Raw genomic sequence first — 18,719 nt, 5'->3', positions numbered from 1 at the left:
CCGCGGCATCTGCGCGAGGTAATCATGGACTATATCGGCCGCCCTCACTTTCTGGCTCCGGAGCCTCTCCTGAGGGAAGCGTCAACCTCGCCGGCAGGCGCACGCGAGACGACTGCGCGGTCCAATCCTGCGCTTGCGGAGGTTCCCTCGGTCAGTGAGCCCTGCCTGTTGTCGCTCGTCGTGCCGTTCTATAACGAGGAGGAGATGATCGGCGCGTTTTTCAGCACGGTCATTCCTGTACTCGAATCGATCGACGGAACCGAGTTCGAAATCGTCTGCGTAAACGACGGCAGCCGCGATGACACGCTGGGCATGCTGATCGGCATGTCGAAAGAAGACAGCCGCATCCGTGTCATCGACCTGACGCGCAACTTCGGCAAGGAGGCCGCACTTTCGGCAGGGCTCGACGAAGCGCGCGGCGCCATAGTGATTCCTTTCGACGCGGACTTGCAGGACCCGCCGAAAATCATTCCGCTATTGGTCGAGAAATGGCGTGAAGGCCACGATGTCGTCGTTGCCAAACGTGTGAGCCGGCTCACGGATTCCTTCCTCAAGCGCCAGACCGCGGCGATCTTTTATCGCATTCACAACGCGATGTGCGACACGAAGATCCCCGAGAACGTGGGTGACTTCCGTTTGATCACACGGGAGGTCGTGGACGCGCTCAAACAGCTCCCCGAGACGCGCCGCTTCATGAAGGGGCTGTTTGCCTGGGTCGGCTACCGGACCGCAGTCGTCGAGTATGTGCGCGAGCCTCGCCTTGCCGGCAGGTCGAAGTTTTCGGGCTGGAAACTGTGGAACTTCGCGCTGGAGGGCTTCACGAGTTTCAGCACGCTGCCGCTTCGCGTATGGACTTACGTCGGCACCTTCGTGGCATGCATCGCGATGATGTATGCATCGTTTCTCATTGTGCGAACCTTGATTCAAGGGGTCGCCGTACCCGGCTACGCGTCATTGATTTCGGCCGTGCTCCTGCTCGGCGGGGTCCAGTTGATCGGTATCGGCGTACTTGGCGAATACATCGGCCGCATCTACTACGAATCGAAGAATCGGCCGGTTTATCTGATCCGCCGTCGCTATCAATCTGCAGGCACGAGCGATGCCTGATCTGCGCGCGGCAAGAAGGTTTGTGGTCTATGCGGGCGTCGGTGCGATCGGCACCGTCGCACAGTATTCGATTTTGATTGCGATGGTCCACTCCGGTCTTGCCTCCCCGGCGGTCAGTTCCATGGCCGGGGCTACCTTCGGCGCGATCGTCAACTACAGCCTCAACCGCCAGATCACGTTCCGAAGCAAGAGCAATCCCCTGTCGACCGCGCCGAAGTTCGCCATCATCGCCTTGCTCGGCGTATTGATGAACGGTGTGTGCATGAAGTTCTTCGCGACGGTTCTTGGGTTGAACTATCTGATTGCCCAACTGATTACGACCGCGCTCGTTTTGGGCCTGACTTATCTGCTCAATTCGAAGTGGACGTTTAAGGAACACGGGCGCCACTCCAATCCGAGCTCGAATGCGTCTCTCACCGCGACTTTCGATAAGGTCCCGTCGCCGGACGATGCTCGGTCGACCTAAACGCTGCAAATCGATCACGACGCAGGCCAATGCTTGCTGCGGAGGACACGACCGCGCTGCTGGCCCATTTCCTTTTCGTGGCAGCAGGGCATCCGGCTTGACACTGCCCCTGGCTCATTCAGGATGCGCACGTCCGCAGTGCCAATGCGTACTGGAGCCGCCGCGAGCCATCCGCGCGAGCACGCAAGCGACGCCCGGCGCACCAGCGTGTCGTAATTCCGGTTGGATTCCCCTCGTACAGACGGCTGCTTTGCGTAACTTGAGGATACGTTTCCAGATCTGGATGACGGCTGGCAACGCATGGTCCGCATGTGAGGGTACCCTGACGAAACGGCTTCGTTCGAGCGAACACCGCGTTGCCCAACGCACAGAGAGCTTAGCGCTCCCCGGCTACATTCGTCGCATGTCCTGGAATTTGCGTTGACCATAGGGCTGATCGGACCACAGGGCGACTAACGCCCTTATCTATTGGTCTTCTTGCCGCGAACGTGGAGGTGCTAGATGACAATAAAATGGCCGCCGGGGAGCGTGCATCTCGCCATTTCCTGGATCATTATCGGCATACTCGGTATGGTCGAAGGACTTTACGGGCGGACGCAATATTACGGCGACTGGATATCCTATCTGAACGTCAGCTGGGCCGTTTCAAACGTTGATTGGCGAGAAATTTTCAACCCATTCTGGAATCCTGGATATCCAGCGCTAGTTGCCGTGGGGCGCGCGCTAGCCGCCCCTACTCCGGAGGGTGAATGGTATGCGATAACGGTAGTCAATTGGCTGATCTATCTGGTTGCATATGCAGCCTGGCGTAGCCTGATCAAGAATGCCCTCGCGCTCTATTGGCCACAGTCTCTCGCGCTGATCAGACATCCATTTACGATCTGGATTGGAGTGTGCGTTTTTCTTGGTGCCTGCCTGGCGCTTAACCCTGTTTCAGCCGCGTGTCCGGACCTGCTCGTGACCACGGGCTTCCTCCTTGCTTCGGCTCAGCTTCTATCCCTTATCCGGCGGCGGGACGTGTTAGCAGCGATCTTGCTTGGCTTGATCCTTGGTATCGGCGTATGGGTAAAAGGCGTATTCACTCCATTTTCTTGCTTGTTTATTCTGACGCTGTTCATTTATTGCTGTGCGAGGGGTAGCCTGTGGCGACCATTCGGTGCGGTTGTGGGAACCTTCGGGGTGTTCTTCGCCATCTATATCGCCGGGATCTCGTGGTCGAATGGCGGATTGACTCTTGGTGCATCCGGTGCCCTAAACTTCGCCTGGCACGTGAACGAGTTACCTCACTTTACCAATTGGCAAGGGGGACCGGAGCAGTTCGGCCGGCCAATTCATCCAACCAGTCAGCTCGTAGCGGGCTTGCCAGCTTTCGGCTTTGGAACAACGTTCCGTACGACCTACCCTCCCTACAATGACATCGCATACTGGTACCAAGGTTTTCGGCCATTCTTCAATTTAAAACTCCAGGTAATCGCACTGGGGCGATCACTTTGGAGCTTGCAACAGATACTCAGGCAACATCCGGCTGTACTAGCTGTGGCCGCGGCCTTTTTACTATCCCTTGCCAGGCGATCATGGCGAGCGTCGCTCGCTAAGATAGTGATCCGAATCTGGCCATTGCTATTACCAACCGTCGGAGGCTTTGGCACGTACTTTCTCGTGCATGTCGAAGATCGTTATCTCAGTGCCTTCGTCATGATTATGGCGCTTCTGTCCTTAGCGCCATTGGTTGAGGCGACGCTGCCTTCCCGTCGCGTGCTCGCCATTGCTTTAGCCGTAATCTATAGCGCAGGTGCTCTCGGCGAACTTGTGTTTGCCGATGCATCTACGCTCAAAACGGCGTTTCGCCATACGGACTTTCACGACGACCCGCAATGGCGCATCGCCACCGCTCTTACTGCCTCCGGGTTACGGCCGGGCGACCAGGTGGCCGTTATCCGGAATTCCATTCATGCTGTCAAGGTCACCTGGGCCTATGTGTCACGCTTGCGCATCATCGATGAGTTCGGCGGTCTCCCGTATCGGATTGAACCTACAGATCGCACCCGGTTTGATCCTGTCGACGCAAACCCTTTTCCGGACTACGGTGAAATATTTTGGACACAACTTACTCCACAACAGCGTGACCAGGTCATGAAGGCGTTCTCTCAAAGCGGGGCGCGAGCGGTCGTGTCGCTATCGATGCCAAAAAGTCGGCCCGATCCCGGCTGGGTCCCGCTCAAGGGAACGTCTGCCTGGATTTACACCTTTTCCAGTGTGACCAAATAGGTCGAAAGCCATAAATCGGACTAGTTTCATTACTTGCAAAAGTTTCGCAGATTTCCCGCGACTGGGTACCTTCTTGCCAAAGGGTTTTGCTTTTCCCAAACCAAATCAGACTGCTAGGAGCGATCACATGGAGACGTCGACGTTTCCCCCTGTTCTCGAAGCGGAATTGCCTGACAAGTGGATCAACGCGGATTCCTCGGTGTTTCGGGAGAATTTCGAGCGCAAGAGCTTCGACGTCTCCCACCACCTGGCGTCTCATCCGCTCTTTCAGCTTCCTCAATTGATGGAACTGGCGGAGCGAACCCTGAAAACACGTCCCGATGACCTCTATTTCGATATGGGTGACGTCGCGCCCGGTCAGAAATGGAAAGATACGAATCGTGCGTTCTCGCCGCTCAATGCATTAAAGCAGCTGGAAGACTCCAACGCCTGGTTCATTTTCAGAGGCCCGCAACAAGATCCGGCCTACGCCGAGCTGTACAGGCATGCGATGGCGGAGATCAAGGGTATGGTCGGCGGCGACATCGAATCGCAGATCAAGCGGGAAGACCTCATCATTTTCGTGACGTCACCGAAGCGTGTGACGGCGTATCACATCGATCGGGAATGCAATTTCATTCTTCAAATCCACGGGCAAAAGGATTTGTACGTCTTTGATCGGGAAGACCGGCAGGTGCTTCCGGAAGAGGAACTCGAGCGATTCTGGACGATCGATCACAACGCGCCGAACTATAGACCCGAGTTGCAGGACAGGGCGAAGACATACAGACTGGCCCCCGGAAAGGGCGTTCACGTTCCTGTCAATTGCCCCCATTGGTTGAAGAACGGCGACAATATCTCGGTAACGTTGAGCGTAAATTTTCAGTTTCTCAACACGCTGCGTGCGGATGTCTATCGGGCCAACTATTACCTCCGGAAGCTTGGACTCAGCCCCACGCCGCCTGGACGAAGCGCGGTGCGCGATCGCGCCAAGGCCGCGGCGTTCTCGGCGGTGAATACCGCCCGCCGCGTCGCGAAGTCGACCCTGCAAGGAAGCGACTAGTCTTACGTGTTGCCCTGGCCCGCCCCGGCCCACCGTGGCGGGCCTTGTTGTTGTACGCACGAGCAATGGGGATCACCAGCTGCCCTGTTGGCTTCCCCGAATGCGACCAGCTCGAGTCAGCGAATCACCCGACCTTTTCAACCAGCGCTCTCCAGCTGGCGAGTATCGGTTCGCGCGCAAACATCTGGAGGTGCACGCGCGCCTCGGAAATCCGCCGACCACGCTCCTCGTCCGGCATTTCGGCTAGCGAACGCATACCGAACGCGATGGACTCGCGGGCAAGCGGATCGGCGCACAGCATCGCGCCGCCGCCGACTTCCGTCAGGATGCTCCCGCGAGAAACGAGGCATGGCAAATCGTGCTCTATCGCCTCGATCACCGGCATTCCGAATCCTTCCAGCAGACTCATCAGCACGAAACCCGATGCGTTGCGATAAAGCCAACGAAGCTCGTCATCTTTGGTATAGCCCGGCATCACGACACCTGGAGATTGCCTCGCGAGTTCAATAGCGGCGTCGGCGCCAGACTCGCGCCCTCCGACAACAACATACTGCCACCCTTTCTCCACAAGCCCGCTTGCCGAGAACGCCTCGATACAACGGGCCTGGTTCTTGCGGTCGCCGATATTCCCCACTGTCAGCAGAAAACGGCGCGAAACGCCTTCCACCGGACGCCCCTCTCCTTTCTTGACTCCCAGACGTGTTGGAATATAGATGACATTCGACGAGGCAAAGTCATTGCCGTACAGCGCGTGAAATTCCCGCTGCGACGTCTTGCTGACGAAAACCATATGGGGCTTCATCCGCCGGATCTCGTCATAAGCCCGAACATACAATTCATTGACACCGGGCGCGAAATACTGAGGATGTGTGATCGGACCCACATCGTGGCAGAGCACGATGTCCCGTGCTTCCAGTCGATGGCGCACGACGCTGAGCGGGTCGAGATGCAGCGTAGGGCGTGGATCGCGGATTACCGGCAAAAGAGCAACCAGCGGCGACCTGTTGACCCGCGCAATGGTTTCCTTGTGGGTCAAGCGGCCCGCGATCCGGCGCATCAGATCATTATGGGGAAATTCGTGAAATCGTCCGTAGTGGACCGTCGTCACCCTGGTCCCGAGCGTCGAAATGATGTCCTTCCCCAAAAAGAGCTTGCCGGTTCGATCATTGAGCGCCAATGAGAAGTCGACATCAATAGACATTACGTGCCCCCATCAGCCGCTCACGGCCTTCACGGTATCGAACATGCTGCGCGCCGCCTGTCTCCAGGTGAAGCCGCCAGCCTGCCGGAGCCCGGCGGATATCAGCGACTCCCGCACAGGTTCATCGTTGAGTACGGTCAAAATATTCATCCGCCAGGCGTCCGGGTCGAACGGATCGGCATAAAGCACCGCCTTGCCGCAAACTTCCGGAAGCGCGCCATACGGCGCAGCGACGACCGGGCAACCCAGCGCCATCGCCTCCAGCGGCGGCAGACCAAACCCTTCCGTAAGCGAGGGGAACGCAAGTGCGCCGGCATGGGTCATCAGCCCAACGAGCTCGGCGTCGCTAATGCGGCCGGTAAATCGCACGTTGGGCGGCAAGACATGCCCAACGCTTTCGAAGTCGGCCTGCGTCGCATTGCCGAACAGCACGAGTTCGACGTCGCTCAGCTGTGCGCCGGCGAAGGCCTTGAGCAAAATGCCGATGTTCTTGTGTTTCTGGGTGTTCGCGAGTGCGAGCACGTAGCGCCGTGGCTTCAGGCTCAATACAGCAAGCTGCCGTGCGTCGGGCTGAACCTGCAGAACATGGTCGCAGCCGTTATGCACAACGACAATCTTGTCGGCGCTGGCAACGCCATAGCGCACAAGCTCGCCCTTGGAAAACTCGGATACGGTAAAGATGATCTTGTGCCGTTTGCCGATGAAAAAGTAGAGCGATTTGTACCAAAGCCGAAAAGGAAGTGAATAGGATTCCGGGGCCGAATACACCTGTGCGTCGTGGATCATCGTTGCCGAATCCCGATGAATCAGTGGCCCGAGATTGCACAGATTAAGAATAAAGTCCCTTCTGCGCGCCAGTGGAAAATAGCATTGCTCCCACGCGATCCGGTGAATCTTGCGAACCCAGCGACTCTCGCGAACGCACGAAATATTGCGGTAAAGCGGAATCTCGACGCGGTCTCTAACGACGAGCGCGCAATCGAGGCCACTGCCGGCTTGCCCGGCAATCAGCGCATCGGTCGCAGCAACGAGTTGCTCGGCCACCTTGTGCACGCCCGTCGGCGCTGCCCCGAAGAACTTGCCATTGAACGCTATCGTCTTCGACGCTATCGTCTTCATAACCCTCTCCACGTTCAAGCGTCAATGCTTTTCAGTCAATGGCCCGGCAACCGATCAGATGGCCGCTCAAGCGGCAGCAACGATAGCTCCAGAGGTTTCGCGCAGGGTTCGCGCAACGCGATGTCCGTCCTGACTCAGGACAGTGCGGCTTTCTCCGACGGGTATGCTATCGACCCAGCCGGCGCAGCACTGCTGGATACCGCACGCAAACGCGTGCGTATTCAGCCTGCGCACGGGCGAGTGCTACGCACGGCCTCAAACGGGTGTATCGGCCGCCGTGGTGTCGAGAACCGCTTTAGGCGTCGATCGGCCAAATCGGGATACGAGCCAGGCACGGATGGGCGTATCGATGAAACGCATGATGAGATAACTGGTCAGCAGGATCGCGGGCAAGAACACGGCGGCCTCCAGAATCGGATCCTTTCTGTGCATCAACTCCTGATAGATGCCGTTGAGCCAGACGAACGTGGGGTAATGCAACGCGTACACGGGATACGACAGTTCCCCAAGAACGAGCGCGGCCGTGCGCACAGGCCCGGTGAGCGCAATCGACGATCCGCCGAGGATCAACAACGGCATCACGGCGGCAGCCCACAGCCACTGGACAAAGAAGGGGATCTGGCCATTCCACCCCATGATGACCAGGGTTGCGACGCACGCTGGAAGAAATAGCGATTTCCAGATCTTCAACGAGAGCAGCCCGAATTTCACGTGACAGTGATAAAGCAGAACGCCCAGATAGTAAGCGCCGAATACACGTGGAAAGCCAGAAAGGAAGGTCTGCGGCGTATCGCCTCCCATGCCAGCTACCGCCGTAAGCGCGTAGCCCGTGATCGCCACGACGAGCGCGAACTTCATTCCGTCGAATCGCCGTGTGAGCATCCAAAAGAGGTTGACGACCAGCTCGAGGAACAGCGTGTATTCGGGGCCATTGAGCGGAAACACCTGCGGCCCGCCAATTGCATGCGGAGCGCCGAAGGTCGGAATGCACGATAGTCCAAGGAGCGTGGCGGCCGCGAGCCAGCCTGGAGAGATATCGGAATCGTGAAGCAGAACATATCTCGCCGCCAGATACGATGCACTCAACAGGGTTCCGATCACGATCATCGGCATCAGCCGTATGAGTCTGATACGCGCGAAAAGCGCACCGCTTAGTCCTCTTTCGAAGCGGCCACGATACGCCACGCACAGGACATAACCCGACAGGCCAAAGAAAAAGTCGACGGCAATACCGGCGTTGGGGGCCAACCATGGGATCCCCAGCCAATGATTAAGGTGAAAGAGCAGGACCGAGAAGGCTGCGAGGCCACGCAGGCAATCGGGCACCGCCAAATGGGAGTCTCTTTTCATCGCGTGCGACTAACACCAGCTCTCTAGAAAACCTTCTCCGCTACTAATATGTTGTCCGAATCGGAAGTACCTCAGAGGCTTGATTGCTAAAAGCTCTCGGGTCGCTCAGGCGTCAGCTTTCCACGAAAGAAGTCCCACAAGCCGATCAGATTCCCCATCAGACGCCCTCGCCGGTCGATCCATGGCTCCGGCGCAAAGCTTCGCACGACGTTGCTCGCGATATTGCGTATGACATGATCGACCGCCGGGCGCAAAGGCATCGTCTTCTTTTTCACCAGATAAAGCGGATTGATCACCTGCGAATAACCCAGCTTGCATCCCGACACCCTGCCGCGTTTGACGCCCAGGTGCACGCCGAGCGCCGTGTTGATACGCACGACGAGATAGCCCCGATTCCAGATCTGGCCTCCGAAATCGCGATCCTCCTGCCAGCCATAGAGAACGAGGCGCTCATCGAAGCGCAGGCCCGCGATGCTGCTGGCGCGGAACGCCATGTTGCACCCGTAGGGACCACCGGTCGGCGCGACGATCAACCGTTCCGGAAGATCGCCGATCCTCGCAACGATGGCGCGCCCTTCTTCGACGGAATAACCTGGCCCATGAATGCCATCCGCGATGACGGTTCCGGTGACACAGGCAATGGATGGATCGCTGTCAAGCGCCCTGAGGACTTCCGCAGTCCACTCGCTATGCATCAGAAAGTCATCGTCCAGGAAAATCACGACGCCGACATCGTCAGGCACATGGTTCAATGCATGATTGCGTTGCGTCGTGAGCCCAGGTCGCCCCTTCAGGACGATCATGCCGGGTTGGACTGACAGGTCGGCAACGTCCTCGTCCGAGACGCAGGAGACGATGATCAGATCAGGTTTAACCGTTTGCAAATCGACGAAGGCAACGACATCCCTGAGAATGTCTGCTCGACCACGAGTGGCAAAGATCAGGCAGATTTTCCGATCTCCGCCGGGCGAAGGTTGACTCACTGGCTCGGCCATCGTGACTCGCGAACTGAAGCTCGATTCCATCATTGACCTCATCGATCATTGCCCGCAGGAATGTGGAGGACGCTGCATCGGCACGCGAGGCATCGCACTCGTGCCTGCCACACGCACCCGCAGATCTCACGCGTACACCACAACGCATGCCAAAGCGATTCGCGGAGTTCGTTATTCGAGCCATCTGCCAAATCTCGCCGGCAAGGAGACACCTTCGTCGATTCCGAGAATCTCTCGAAACAAGCCTGCTTTCCAGATTCCGAAAATCAGCATGACCAGCAATGATCCTTCCGCGAGGATTCGCGCGTAGACCATACCTGTGGCCCCCCAGTGGCTGGCAAGGGGAATGGCCACCATCAGGTTCACCACCGCGCTGATCACACCGCTCCAGGCAAGCTGCCTTTCGAGTTTTCGGGGAATCAGGAAATAGATACCGAGTACCCGCGTGCAAACGGTAAGCGGCAGAATGAAGATCATGATATTCAGAACCGGGACGGCATGGCGGAGCTCCGGTCCAAATACCAGCGGTATGAGCCATTCAGAGAGCAGTCTCGTGAGGATCACTCCCGCAACCGCGCCGACAAAGAAGACGGCAAACGTGCGCCGGGCAAGCAGATTCGCCCGGGCCGGGTTACGGGTAACCAGATACATGACCTTCGGCGCCAGAACCTGGGCGGCGGGCGCCATGATGCTCAATGCGGCACCCACCAGGCGCTCGGAGAGACCAAAGGCACTCACTTCCTGGGCCGCGGCCAGCAGCGACAGAATGTAGGTGGAAGCATCCAGCACCAAAACCGCTGTTCCACTGTAGATGAAGATCGTAGCCGACCGTTTGATCAGACCCATGGCCGCACGCACGGGTGAAAGGAAGCCGCTGTATTCTTTTCGGACAAGCCAATACGCCACCAGCGTCTGGATCATGCTGGAGGTAAAAATCACGGGAAACGCCCGGTCGACATCAGCCGGTTTGCGAATGAAGGTAAAGATCAGTGCGAGCGAAAGCAGGAGCCCCAGCACTTCGATCAGGACATTCGTGCGCGGGCGTCCCGTGCTGGTGAAATACCAGCCAATGTTAAAGGCGGACAGCAGCCCTCCCGCAACGACGAAAAACCCCGCAAGCGGCACATTGGCAATGATGTCCGACCTGCAAACCGCGATGCCTCCGACGATCGCACCGGGAACGGACAATAGCAGCCGGGCCGTGAATTGATCCCGAAAAATCGTATCGCGTTCGCTCGCGACTTCGGTGTGGACGATATCCCGTCCCCCGATGGTAGAAAATCCGAAGTTGACGAGCAGCCAGAGAGCACTGGAAAGCGACAGTCCGGCCAACACCACGCCGTAACCACTCGAGCCCAGCACTCTTCCGTAATAAGGAATGAGAACGAGTGGGTAGAGGTAGCGAATTGCGTACGAAAAATAAACAGCCAGCAGTTCCAGCTTTGACAGCGACGAATGCACCTTATTCATGAGCCCCCCCTGGCAACCCATCCGCCACGCGCGGGCACACGTCGCAGCACACGCGGCGAGAGTGCGCCCGCTGCGGCCGCAAATAAATAAAAACACGTACCGAGTTCGAAGACGCTAAGCGAAGCCGAGGCGACGATCAAAGTGGCGATCATGGCGTGACGCGCCGCATAGGCGATGGCCCGCTCCGCGAACGGGTAATGGCCAGGCACCGGCGTCAGCAGCGTCTTGCCAAGGAACGTCCCGTAACACACCACACCCACGACGCCAAGGCTCGCCACCAGCACCACCAGAAAGCTCGACGCACGAATGCTTCCCAGCCCAACGCCTATTCCATACGTATCGAAGAAGTTGGTGATGCCCTGAGCATTCCAGCCCATTCTCTCGACGCCGGAGTCACTGCCCGCCTTGCTCAGGATCGCGGCATCGACGAAATCGCCGAGCACTTTCACCACGCCCGGCAAAAAGACGATCACGTAGAGCACGCCCAACAGACCCGCGCATGCCGAAATAACAGACAGCCGTTGCTTGCGTACCGGGGCGAAACGCGAGATCACCGCGGGCCGGCTAAAGAACAGTACGAGCTGATACGCGCCTAACCCGACATAGGCGGTTCCCGAAGTCGACAGCAGCAGGAGGCATCCTGTCGCAATCGAAAGCGGACCGGCCAGTTTCGGGCGATAGCCGACGAGCCAAAGATTCAGGCAAAAGACAAAGATCGGCAGCGTAAAAGCCGCAAAGCCGGACGTTTCACTGAACGTGCCGCTGATGCGGACCATCCCGGCCATTTCCTGGCCGGTCAAATCGGCGAACTGCGCCGTCTTGATAGCCGAGAGAACGTCGAGGCCCGCCGCGTGCGCAACGATATCGATCACGCCGGCAAGCGCGTCGAGCGAGGCGAGCAGGAAGATGGCGTTGGCGAACGTCCGGTATACACCGCGATATTGCAGGAACGCAAACATGGAGCAATACACTATGACGTCGGCGATGCAATAGATCGTCTGGGACAAATTGCCGGACACAGGGCCAAGCGGCTGCAACACGATGAACTGGCTGCTGCGGTCGACAGGGAACACGAGTGTCGCGCCGCTCAGCAAACGCGGCAGCAGGATGGCACCCGTAACACCCCAGAGGCAGGTGCAGAGCAGCCAGAAACCGGGCTTGCCCTGCGCGACTGCGTCAGCGAGCCCCTTCCCGCCCACGAGATTGAACGCTCTGAGTGCGAAGAACGCGAGAAAGACTTGCGCCGGCAAAATGCCGATGCCGCCCAGTCCGAGCGCGAGCGTACATCCAAACAGCGAAAACGCCGCCATGCCGTATATCGCGCCGCGATACGACACGTAGAGCGCCGCCAGTCCGGCGACGAACACGATGACTCCGAATATCGTCAGTTCCACTTGCCGAAACCCCTATGCGTTCACCCCGCCTTCGCGCGTGAACGATCTCGTTATTGCACCGACTCAGGCTGAGTGCCAACGCCGCACCACAGGCGGCCTGTCGGCGAGCATCTTGTCGGCGTCCATCGCGCGTTCCACGACACTGAGAAACTCCTGCTTGAACCGCTCTTCCGTAAAGCGCATAGCATTACGGCGGCAAACTTCCGCTTTGGGCTGGGGTTGCCGCTCGAAGCGCTCCACCGCATCGACAATCGATTCCACGCTTTGCTCGCTGAAGAAGAGCCCCGTGCCGCGCTCGGGATCCGGCGAATCCACCACGATCTCCCGCGATCCTCCGCGACCCAGCGCGATGACCGGCGTGCCGCAGGCTTGCGCCTCCACCACGGATATGCCGAAGTCCTCCTCGGCGGCGACGACGAACGCACGCGCACGCTGCATGTAGTCCACCAGTACCTCATCGGGCTGATAGCCAAGCAACGTCACATTGGGCGAAGCACACGCCTTCACACGCGCAAAGTCGGCGCCGTCACCGATCACCACGAGGCGCCTCGACGGCATCGTGGCAAATGCCTCGACGATGAGCGGTATCCGCTTGTATGGCACCATGCGCGAGGCAATCAAATAGAAGTCTTCGTGCTGGTCACCCAATTCAAACCGCTCCACATCGACCGGCGGGTAGACCACCGTGGCTTCGCTGCCGTAGGCCTTGCGAATGCGCCTCCCCACGAAAGCAGAATTGGCGACGAAAGCGTCCACCCCATGCGCCGTTCGCTGGTCCCAGATACGCATGTAGTGAAGCAACGCACGCACGATCCAGCTTTTCATGCCGCGCTGCAGCCCGGCTTCGCATAGATATTGATGCTGCAGATCCCACGCATACCGGATCGGCGAGTGCACATAACTGACATGCACCTGGTTCGGACCGGTCAAAATGCCCTTGGCCACGGCATGGCTCGAGGAGATCACGAGATCGTAGGACGAGAGATCGAACTGCTCGATCGCCAGCGGCATGAGCGGGAGATAAGTGCGAAACGATTTGCGCGCCCGCGGCAAATGCTGAATGAACGAAGTCGTTGCGTGCCTGCCGCCCAGCACGCCCCGCTGCGACTCCGGGAAGAAGTCGACAACGCTGTATAGGTCGGCCTGTGGAAAGAGCTGAAGAATCTGCTCCACGACCTTCTCCGACCCAGCGTAAGTGACAAGCCACTCATGCACGAGCGCGACGCGGCCGAAACGGCGAGTGTCGTTCGCAAGATTGGACGCAAGCGTCACATTAGCCACGGCGAGATCTCCTCGATCAACCTGGTGGCAGTGGCTCGCCAGGTGAGTTCCGCTGTCCGTGCACGGCCCCTCTCGCGCAGATTCTCGCGTAACGCGGCGTCGCTCGTGATCCGTTCGAGCAAGCTCGCCAGCTCCGCAGGATCATCCGGCGAGGTGTAGAGCACGGCGTCGCTGCACGCTTCCTGGACGGCCGGCAGCCGCGAAGCGATCACCGGGCAGCCGAGCGCCAGCGCCTCGACGGGCGGCAACCCGAAGCCCTCGTAGCGCGACGGATACACGAAGCATGCCGCGCGCCGATAAAGCGCAGCGAGTTCGCTATCGCTCACGTAGCCGAGATGCTTCACAAAGGCGGGCAACGCATCCTGGCCCGTTCCGTAGACCCGTGCGTCGCCTCCGCCTACCACGATGATGTCGAACTGCGCTTCACGAATGAGGCGCGCAGCCTCGGCCACGAGCTGAAAATTCTTGTGACGATTGAGGCTTCCCACCGCAAGCACGAATGGACGTTCGTCGAGCGCAACCGACGCTGGAGCCGCATCCTGTTGCACACGCAACATGTGCTCGCCGCTCTCCGGCACAACCCCGATCTTGTCTGCAGGAATCCGGTAAGCGTCACACAGCTCACGCCGCGAGAACTCCGACACGGTAATCACGCGCCGCGATATGCGGCCAAGACGCGGCGCCATCAGGCGATACCAGGCAACGAAAGACCGGCTGTAGCTGTCCGGCACGCGCGCGGGCGCCGCGTCGTGCAGCACCGTGATTTGACGGCGATACCACAGGGGTCCGGAATTGCAGAGATTGAGCAGCAACCGGCCGCGTGCGGCTTGCGGCAGCGCCAGTTGTTCCCAACGCAGGCCACCGCCCTTTCCGCTCGCGCGCAACGAGACGTGCCGGAACGGATTCGGCATGGCCGCCAGCGCTTCGGGAACGATGATCTCGGTGCGCAATCCAGCGACGCGCGGATCTCGCAGCTCGATCAACTGGTCGAGCGCCCGGATCGTCTCGAACGCAAAGCGATCGACACCCGTCGCGCGGCGACCCAGGAAGCGGCCGTTAATCGTCAGATTGGGGGCAAGCACGTGTTTCATCCCAAGGTGGAAGGCATCGCTCACGGCCGGATTCGACGGGCGACGCCATGCAATTCATATGTCTTGAAGTGTGGCCGGTCTTCGCACCGGCGAATGTTCGCCGTCGCTCATGTCACGCCAACTCACGCATCCAGAGCCGGTTTAGGAGAGTCAGTTGCGACTTGCGATGCAAAGTCGCCGCTAATGCGATTGACGGATCCGGTCAAACGAACGATGACTGAAGGGGCGTGAAGCGTTCGCGTCTCTTGCGGGCGGACAGTCACACTGCCGCCGGTGAGGTGGGCTGAAGCAGGGCGCATGCGCTCCAGCCCACGAGTCCAAACCATAAGGCCCCGCTCGACCGGCAATTCGATGGACCACGGCGCTGCTACCGATGAGCACACGACTGCCGGCGGTACCCAGCTACTCTGCCTTCGCGCTCCCCGTATCCTTGGCAAAGCCGTAGCTCGAATAGCCGTACGCGGCATATTCGTTGCCATAGCGTCCCGGACGCGACGTCATGTCATTGAAGATCACGCCGCGAATGGGCACGCCAACCTGTTCGAAGCGTCGCACGGACTCGCGCAGATCGGCCACGCTCGTCGCGCCCTGGCGCGCGATCACGAACACGGTGCCCGCCAGTCTCCCGATGATCCCGGCGTCGGCCACCGGCAAAATCGGCGGCGCGTCGATCAGCACGAGCTCATAGGTCGAATTGGCCCATGCCACGAAATTCCTGAAAGCGTCCTTCTGCAGCAGCTCGCTGGCATTGGTCACATAACCCCCGGTCGCGACGAAGTCGACGCCCGGCATCACGTCGTGATTCACCACGTGGTCATAGCTTTGGCAGTGGTCGAAGATGTTGGTGACGCCTGGCATACTCGACACCGCCATATGCTGGTTCAGCGAGCCCCGCCGCAGATCCGCGTCGATCAGGAGCACACGCTTGCCCGACGCACCGAATACGGCCGCCAGATTGACCGAGACGAACGACTTGCCGACCATGGGTGTCGGCCCCGCCAGCAGCACGATACGATTGGCTGCGTCCTCCAGCGAATGTTCGAGCGCGGTGCGGAAGCTGCGCAGGCTCTCGACTGCCGGGTCGAACACGGCCGTGTGCGCGAGCACCGTGTTCGCGCCCGGCGCGCCGTGGGGCAAATGACGCGCAAGCGAATGCTGAATGCGGCTGCGCGGTACGGCCGCGAAGACCGCCAGCCCGGTGCCCGTTTCGATTTCGTCCACGACGGAGACGCCGCGGTTGAGCCTCTGACGCAGCAGCACGAGCGCAGCGCCGGCAAACAATCCGGTAAACACGGCCGCGACCACGATAATTGCGCGCTTCGGCCGAATCGGTCCTTCAGGCGGCACAGCGGCGTCGATCATGCGCACATTCGACACGCGCCCTGCCTTGATCAGACGCAACTGCTCGCGGCTGTTCAAAAGATTGGTGTAGATGTTCGTATCGACGGTCACTTCACGCTGCAGGCGCACGAGCTCCTGCTCCACCGGCGGCAGCGCGCGGGTCTGGCCGGCGAGGTGTTCCAGCGACTTCTGCGCTTCGGACAGTTGCCCGTTGATGGCGACAAGAGCGGGGTTGTCGTCGGTGAAACGCGCCATCGCCTGCGCGCGTTGCTGTTGGAGATCGGCGATACGCTGCTGCGCCAGCGCCGAGCTTTGCAACAATGCCGACGCTTCGGCATCCAGATTGACGGCGCCGTGCGCCGAGCGGAACGTGTTGAACTCGTTCTCGGCTTTCTCGAGCTGGGCCTTGAGCAGAGGCAACTGCCGGTCGAGGAAGGCAATCTGCTTTTCCGCTTCTTCCTGCGTGCGCTGGGCATTCTGCCGGATGTATTCGTTGCCGATCGCATTGAGAATGGTGCTGGTGAGTACCGGGTCTTCGCCATCCAGCGCAACACCAATGACATCGGATTCCTTGCCCTTTTCCGTAATGGCGATTGCCGTCTGCAGCCCCTGGATGGCGCTCAGTTCGGACAGGCGCATCACGTTGAAGACCGTGCCCGGTTGCCCATCGATCCGGCCAACGACGAGGTCGATTGCGCCGCCCACCGTCGGCGCGTGCAACGCCTCTCCCACTTTGCCTTCGAGCGTGATGCCGCCCCCCTCGAGCGTGTAGGCGCCCTCGCCCCGGTAGGTCAAGACGAATGGCCTGCCTTGCAGGCGCGTCGGCACGTTGAACTGCGTTACCTCGATTGCCTCGTCGCCCCATGCGTAACCGCCCCATCCCGACCAGTGGTCGAGGCTCAGATGTCGCGCGGCCCAGCGGCCCACGACGGGAAAATAGCGCGGCGTTGCCTTGATGTAGAGCTTGGTCGCATCGACGGCGGAAGACACGACCATCCGCGAACGCAATACCTCCATTTCCGCCGATGCCTGGGTCTTGACCGCGAACTGGGAGGAAAGATCGGCCAGCGCCGACTTTGCCCCGTTCGGGCTCTCCTCCACCTGAATGAGCATGTCCGATTGATAGACAGGGGACGCCAGTACCGCGTAGAGGGCGCCGAAAAGCGTAAAGATCAGCGTAACGATCAGGATCGTCTTGCGGCCCGCATAAAGGGTATCCAGCATATTGCCCATATGTCCGCCGTCGGGGGCGATCGGCATGATCGTCTCCGCAGGCCCTTCGAGCAGATAGTCGCGGTTATTCATCTTGTTCCCCCGAAAGCGAACAGGTCGACTGACGCGGTTCGTGTGGTTTGTATTGTTCATGTGCACATCAGTATCCAATCGCACGGCTCGCCGCCGCGGCCTGGGTCGTCGGCAAAATCAGGCTGATGACACGACTCCACTTCACGAGAGCAGACGTATCGACGAACACGACATCGTTGGGCTTCAGCTCGAACGAGTCGGCCGTTGCCATCGCAGAAGCACTGCTCGCGTCGAGATGGAAAACGGTCGGCTGGCTGGTATCGCGTCCACGCACGACATACACCTGCGAAGCATCGCCCGACGACTGGTTGATCCCCCCCGCGTTGCCAATTGCCTCATTGAGCGACATACGTCCGTTGTTGAACATCACGCCGCCAGGACGCTCGACCTCGCCGACCACGAAGACCTTGCTGTCCGTCTGTGCAAAGATCCGCACGAGGTCACCATCGTGCAGAATGATCCGGTCGGGATTGAACCCCTTGCGGATCATCGCCGGCATATCGATATCCACGGTGGCGTCGCCACGCGTCACAGACACATGCGAGCGGTCGGCGTTGCTCGTGAAGCCACCGGCCCGGTTGATCGCCTCGGGCAACGTCATCGGTCGGTCGTTGAGCACCTGCACGCCCGGCGTCTTGACTTCGCCGTCGAGATACACGCGCTTGCTGCGATAGGTCTCGATGCGTACGGTGATCTGCGGCTGACGTACGTATTTCGCGAGCTTTCCCGCGAGAATGTCGCGCACGCCCATTTCCGAAAGACCGGCGACTTTCAGCGGGCCAATATAGGCATACTGAATAAAGCCGTTGGTATCGACGGTGTAACCGGACGCAACCGAACTGGCGCCCGAAGGGGCGTCGCCACCGCCGCCGCTCGCAGGCAGGTTGAGTTCGGGATGATCCCAGACGACGATGGTGAGAATATCGCCGGGGCCGATTTCATATGGAGTGGCCTTGGCAAACATCTTCTCCACGTCTGCGGGAATGCCCTTGGGTCGCGCCGCGGCTTCCTTGTCCACCAGGTCCCTCGTGATCTCGACGAGCGTACCGGATGGCGCACCCGCGATGCCCTTGGCCACCACACTATCGGGCACTGCCGCGCCAGTTGCCGCAGCGGCGCCCGGGTTCGCGCCGGTGCCGGCCGCGCCGGATGTGTAAGTCATGCCCGGCGCCAGGGCACAGCCGCTCAGCGCCGTGAGCGCCAGGCAAGCGGCACACGCGGCCGCGCGGCGCAGCGCGCCCGCCAGTCCAAAATCCCGCACGACACGCGCGTGCGCAGTCCCGATCCAG

General features: G+C 59.7%; 14 protein-coding genes. 4 read left to right on the top strand and 10 right to left on the bottom strand.

Going from position 1 to position 18,719, the window contains the following annotated elements:
• Positions 1-24 precede the first annotated feature (24 nt).
• From AB4Y42_RS29315 to AB4Y42_RS29300, 4 genes are all read left to right on the top strand, one after another.
• Positions 25-1,107: a glycosyltransferase family 2 protein gene (locus AB4Y42_RS29315; RefSeq protein WP_368696086.1), complete on the top strand. Its 1,083-nt coding sequence runs from the start codon at positions 25-27 to the stop codon at positions 1,105-1,107.
• Positions 1,100-1,573 (top strand): GtrA family protein, encoded by a 474-nt coding sequence (locus tag AB4Y42_RS29310; protein ID WP_368696085.1) that lies wholly within the window; start codon positions 1,100-1,102, stop codon positions 1,571-1,573. Before AB4Y42_RS29315 ends, AB4Y42_RS29310 begins: the two co-directional genes overlap by 8 nt.
• A 501-nt stretch (positions 1,574-2,074) precedes the next feature.
• A complete protein-coding gene (locus tag AB4Y42_RS29305; RefSeq protein WP_368696084.1) occupies positions 2,075-3,841 on the top strand; it encodes a hypothetical protein in 1,767 nt (588 codons plus the stop codon).
• Between the two features lie 127 nt (positions 3,842-3,968).
• The gene (locus tag AB4Y42_RS29300; RefSeq protein WP_368696083.1) at positions 3,969-4,883 is read left to right on the top strand and encodes a transcriptional regulator; all 915 of its coding nucleotides are present in this window, start codon (positions 3,969-3,971) and stop codon (positions 4,881-4,883) included.
• 124 nt (positions 4,884-5,007) lie between these two features.
• Here AB4Y42_RS29300 and AB4Y42_RS29295 read toward each other — a convergent pair whose 3' ends face one another.
• From AB4Y42_RS29295 to AB4Y42_RS29250, 10 genes are all read right to left on the bottom strand, one after another.
• Positions 5,008-6,084 carry a glycosyltransferase gene (locus AB4Y42_RS29295; RefSeq protein ID WP_368696082.1) on the bottom strand — a complete coding sequence of 359 codons (1,077 nt, stop codon included), beginning with the start codon at positions 6,082-6,084 and terminating at the stop codon, positions 5,008-5,010.
• Between the two features lie 12 nt (positions 6,085-6,096).
• Positions 6,097-7,203, bottom strand: a complete 1,107-nt coding sequence (locus tag AB4Y42_RS29290; protein WP_368696081.1) for a glycosyltransferase family 4 protein — start codon at positions 7,201-7,203, stop codon at positions 6,097-6,099.
• Positions 7,204-7,458: 255 nt separating this feature from the next.
• On the bottom strand, positions 7,459-8,529 hold the full coding sequence (locus tag AB4Y42_RS29285; RefSeq protein ID WP_368696128.1) for an acyltransferase family protein: 1,071 nt from the start codon (positions 8,527-8,529) through the stop codon (positions 7,459-7,461).
• A 110-nt stretch (positions 8,530-8,639) separates the two neighbouring features.
• Positions 8,640-9,581 carry a glycosyltransferase family 2 protein gene (locus AB4Y42_RS29280; protein ID WP_368696080.1) on the bottom strand — a complete coding sequence of 314 codons (942 nt, stop codon included), beginning with the start codon at positions 9,579-9,581 and terminating at the stop codon, positions 8,640-8,642.
• Between the two features lie 138 nt (positions 9,582-9,719).
• Entirely contained in the window at positions 9,720-11,018 is a 1,299-nt protein-coding gene (locus AB4Y42_RS29275; RefSeq protein WP_368696079.1) for an oligosaccharide flippase family protein, read from the bottom strand.
• Positions 11,015-12,412, bottom strand: a complete 1,398-nt coding sequence (locus AB4Y42_RS29270) for a hypothetical protein (RefSeq protein WP_368696078.1) — start codon at positions 12,410-12,412, stop codon at positions 11,015-11,017. The genes AB4Y42_RS29275 and AB4Y42_RS29270 overlap by 4 nt, the downstream gene beginning before the upstream one ends.
• A gap of 63 nt (positions 12,413-12,475) precedes the next feature.
• A complete protein-coding gene (locus AB4Y42_RS29265) occupies positions 12,476-13,693 on the bottom strand; it encodes a glycosyltransferase family 4 protein (RefSeq protein ID WP_368696077.1) in 1,218 nt (405 codons plus the stop codon).
• On the bottom strand, positions 13,681-14,784 hold the full coding sequence (locus tag AB4Y42_RS29260) for a glycosyltransferase family 4 protein (protein WP_368696127.1): 1,104 nt from the start codon (positions 14,782-14,784) through the stop codon (positions 13,681-13,683). Before AB4Y42_RS29260 ends, AB4Y42_RS29265 begins: the two co-directional genes overlap by 13 nt.
• Positions 14,785-15,186: 402 nt before the next feature.
• Positions 15,187-17,430, bottom strand: coding sequence for a polysaccharide biosynthesis tyrosine autokinase (locus tag AB4Y42_RS29255; RefSeq protein ID WP_368696076.1), 2,244 nt, complete (start codon positions 17,428-17,430; stop codon positions 15,187-15,189).
• 67 nt (positions 17,431-17,497) lie between these two features.
• The gene (locus AB4Y42_RS29250; RefSeq protein WP_368696075.1) at positions 17,498-18,592 is read right to left on the bottom strand and encodes a polysaccharide biosynthesis/export family protein; all 1,095 of its coding nucleotides are present in this window, start codon (positions 18,590-18,592) and stop codon (positions 17,498-17,500) included.
• Between the last annotated feature and the right edge of the window lie 127 nt (positions 18,593-18,719).

This window comes from Paraburkholderia sp. EG286B (assembly GCF_040965655.1).
Classification (GTDB): Bacteria; Pseudomonadota; Gammaproteobacteria; order Burkholderiales; family Burkholderiaceae; genus Paraburkholderia.
The sequence above is the reverse complement of the archived record's forward strand: the minus strand, read 5'-3'. Positions and strand labels throughout refer to the sequence as shown.

What these genes read in the sequence shown, in the direction of transcription:
- AB4Y42_RS29255 (WP_368696076.1), bottom strand. Translation starts at nt 17,430, where the DNA reads ATGAATAACCGCGACTATCTGCTCGAAGGGCCTGCGGAGACGATCATG.
- AB4Y42_RS29260 (WP_368696127.1), bottom strand. Translation starts at nt 14,784, where the DNA reads ATGAAACACGTGCTTGCCCCCAATCTGACGATTAACGGCCGCTTCCTG.
- AB4Y42_RS29280 (WP_368696080.1), bottom strand. Translation starts at nt 9,581, where the DNA reads ATGATGGAATCGAGCTTCAGTTCGCGAGTCACGATGGCCGAGCCAGTG.
- AB4Y42_RS29250 (WP_368696075.1), bottom strand. Translation starts at nt 18,592, where the DNA reads ATGACTTACACATCCGGCGCGGCCGGCACCGGCGCGAACCCGGGCGCC.
- AB4Y42_RS29290 (WP_368696081.1), bottom strand. Translation starts at nt 7,203, where the DNA reads ATGAAGACGATAGCGTCGAAGACGATAGCGTTCAATGGCAAGTTCTTC.
- AB4Y42_RS29310 (WP_368696085.1), top strand. Translation starts at nt 1,100, where the DNA reads ATGCCTGATCTGCGCGCGGCAAGAAGGTTTGTGGTCTATGCGGGCGTC.
- AB4Y42_RS29305 (WP_368696084.1), top strand. Translation starts at nt 2,075, where the DNA reads ATGACAATAAAATGGCCGCCGGGGAGCGTGCATCTCGCCATTTCCTGG.
- AB4Y42_RS29295 (WP_368696082.1), bottom strand. Translation starts at nt 6,084, where the DNA reads ATGTCTATTGATGTCGACTTCTCATTGGCGCTCAATGATCGAACCGGC.
- AB4Y42_RS29300 (WP_368696083.1), top strand. Translation starts at nt 3,969, where the DNA reads ATGGAGACGTCGACGTTTCCCCCTGTTCTCGAAGCGGAATTGCCTGAC.
- AB4Y42_RS29275 (WP_368696079.1), bottom strand. Translation starts at nt 11,018, where the DNA reads ATGAATAAGGTGCATTCGTCGCTGTCAAAGCTGGAACTGCTGGCTGTT.
- AB4Y42_RS29315 (WP_368696086.1), top strand. Translation starts at nt 25, where the DNA reads ATGGACTATATCGGCCGCCCTCACTTTCTGGCTCCGGAGCCTCTCCTG.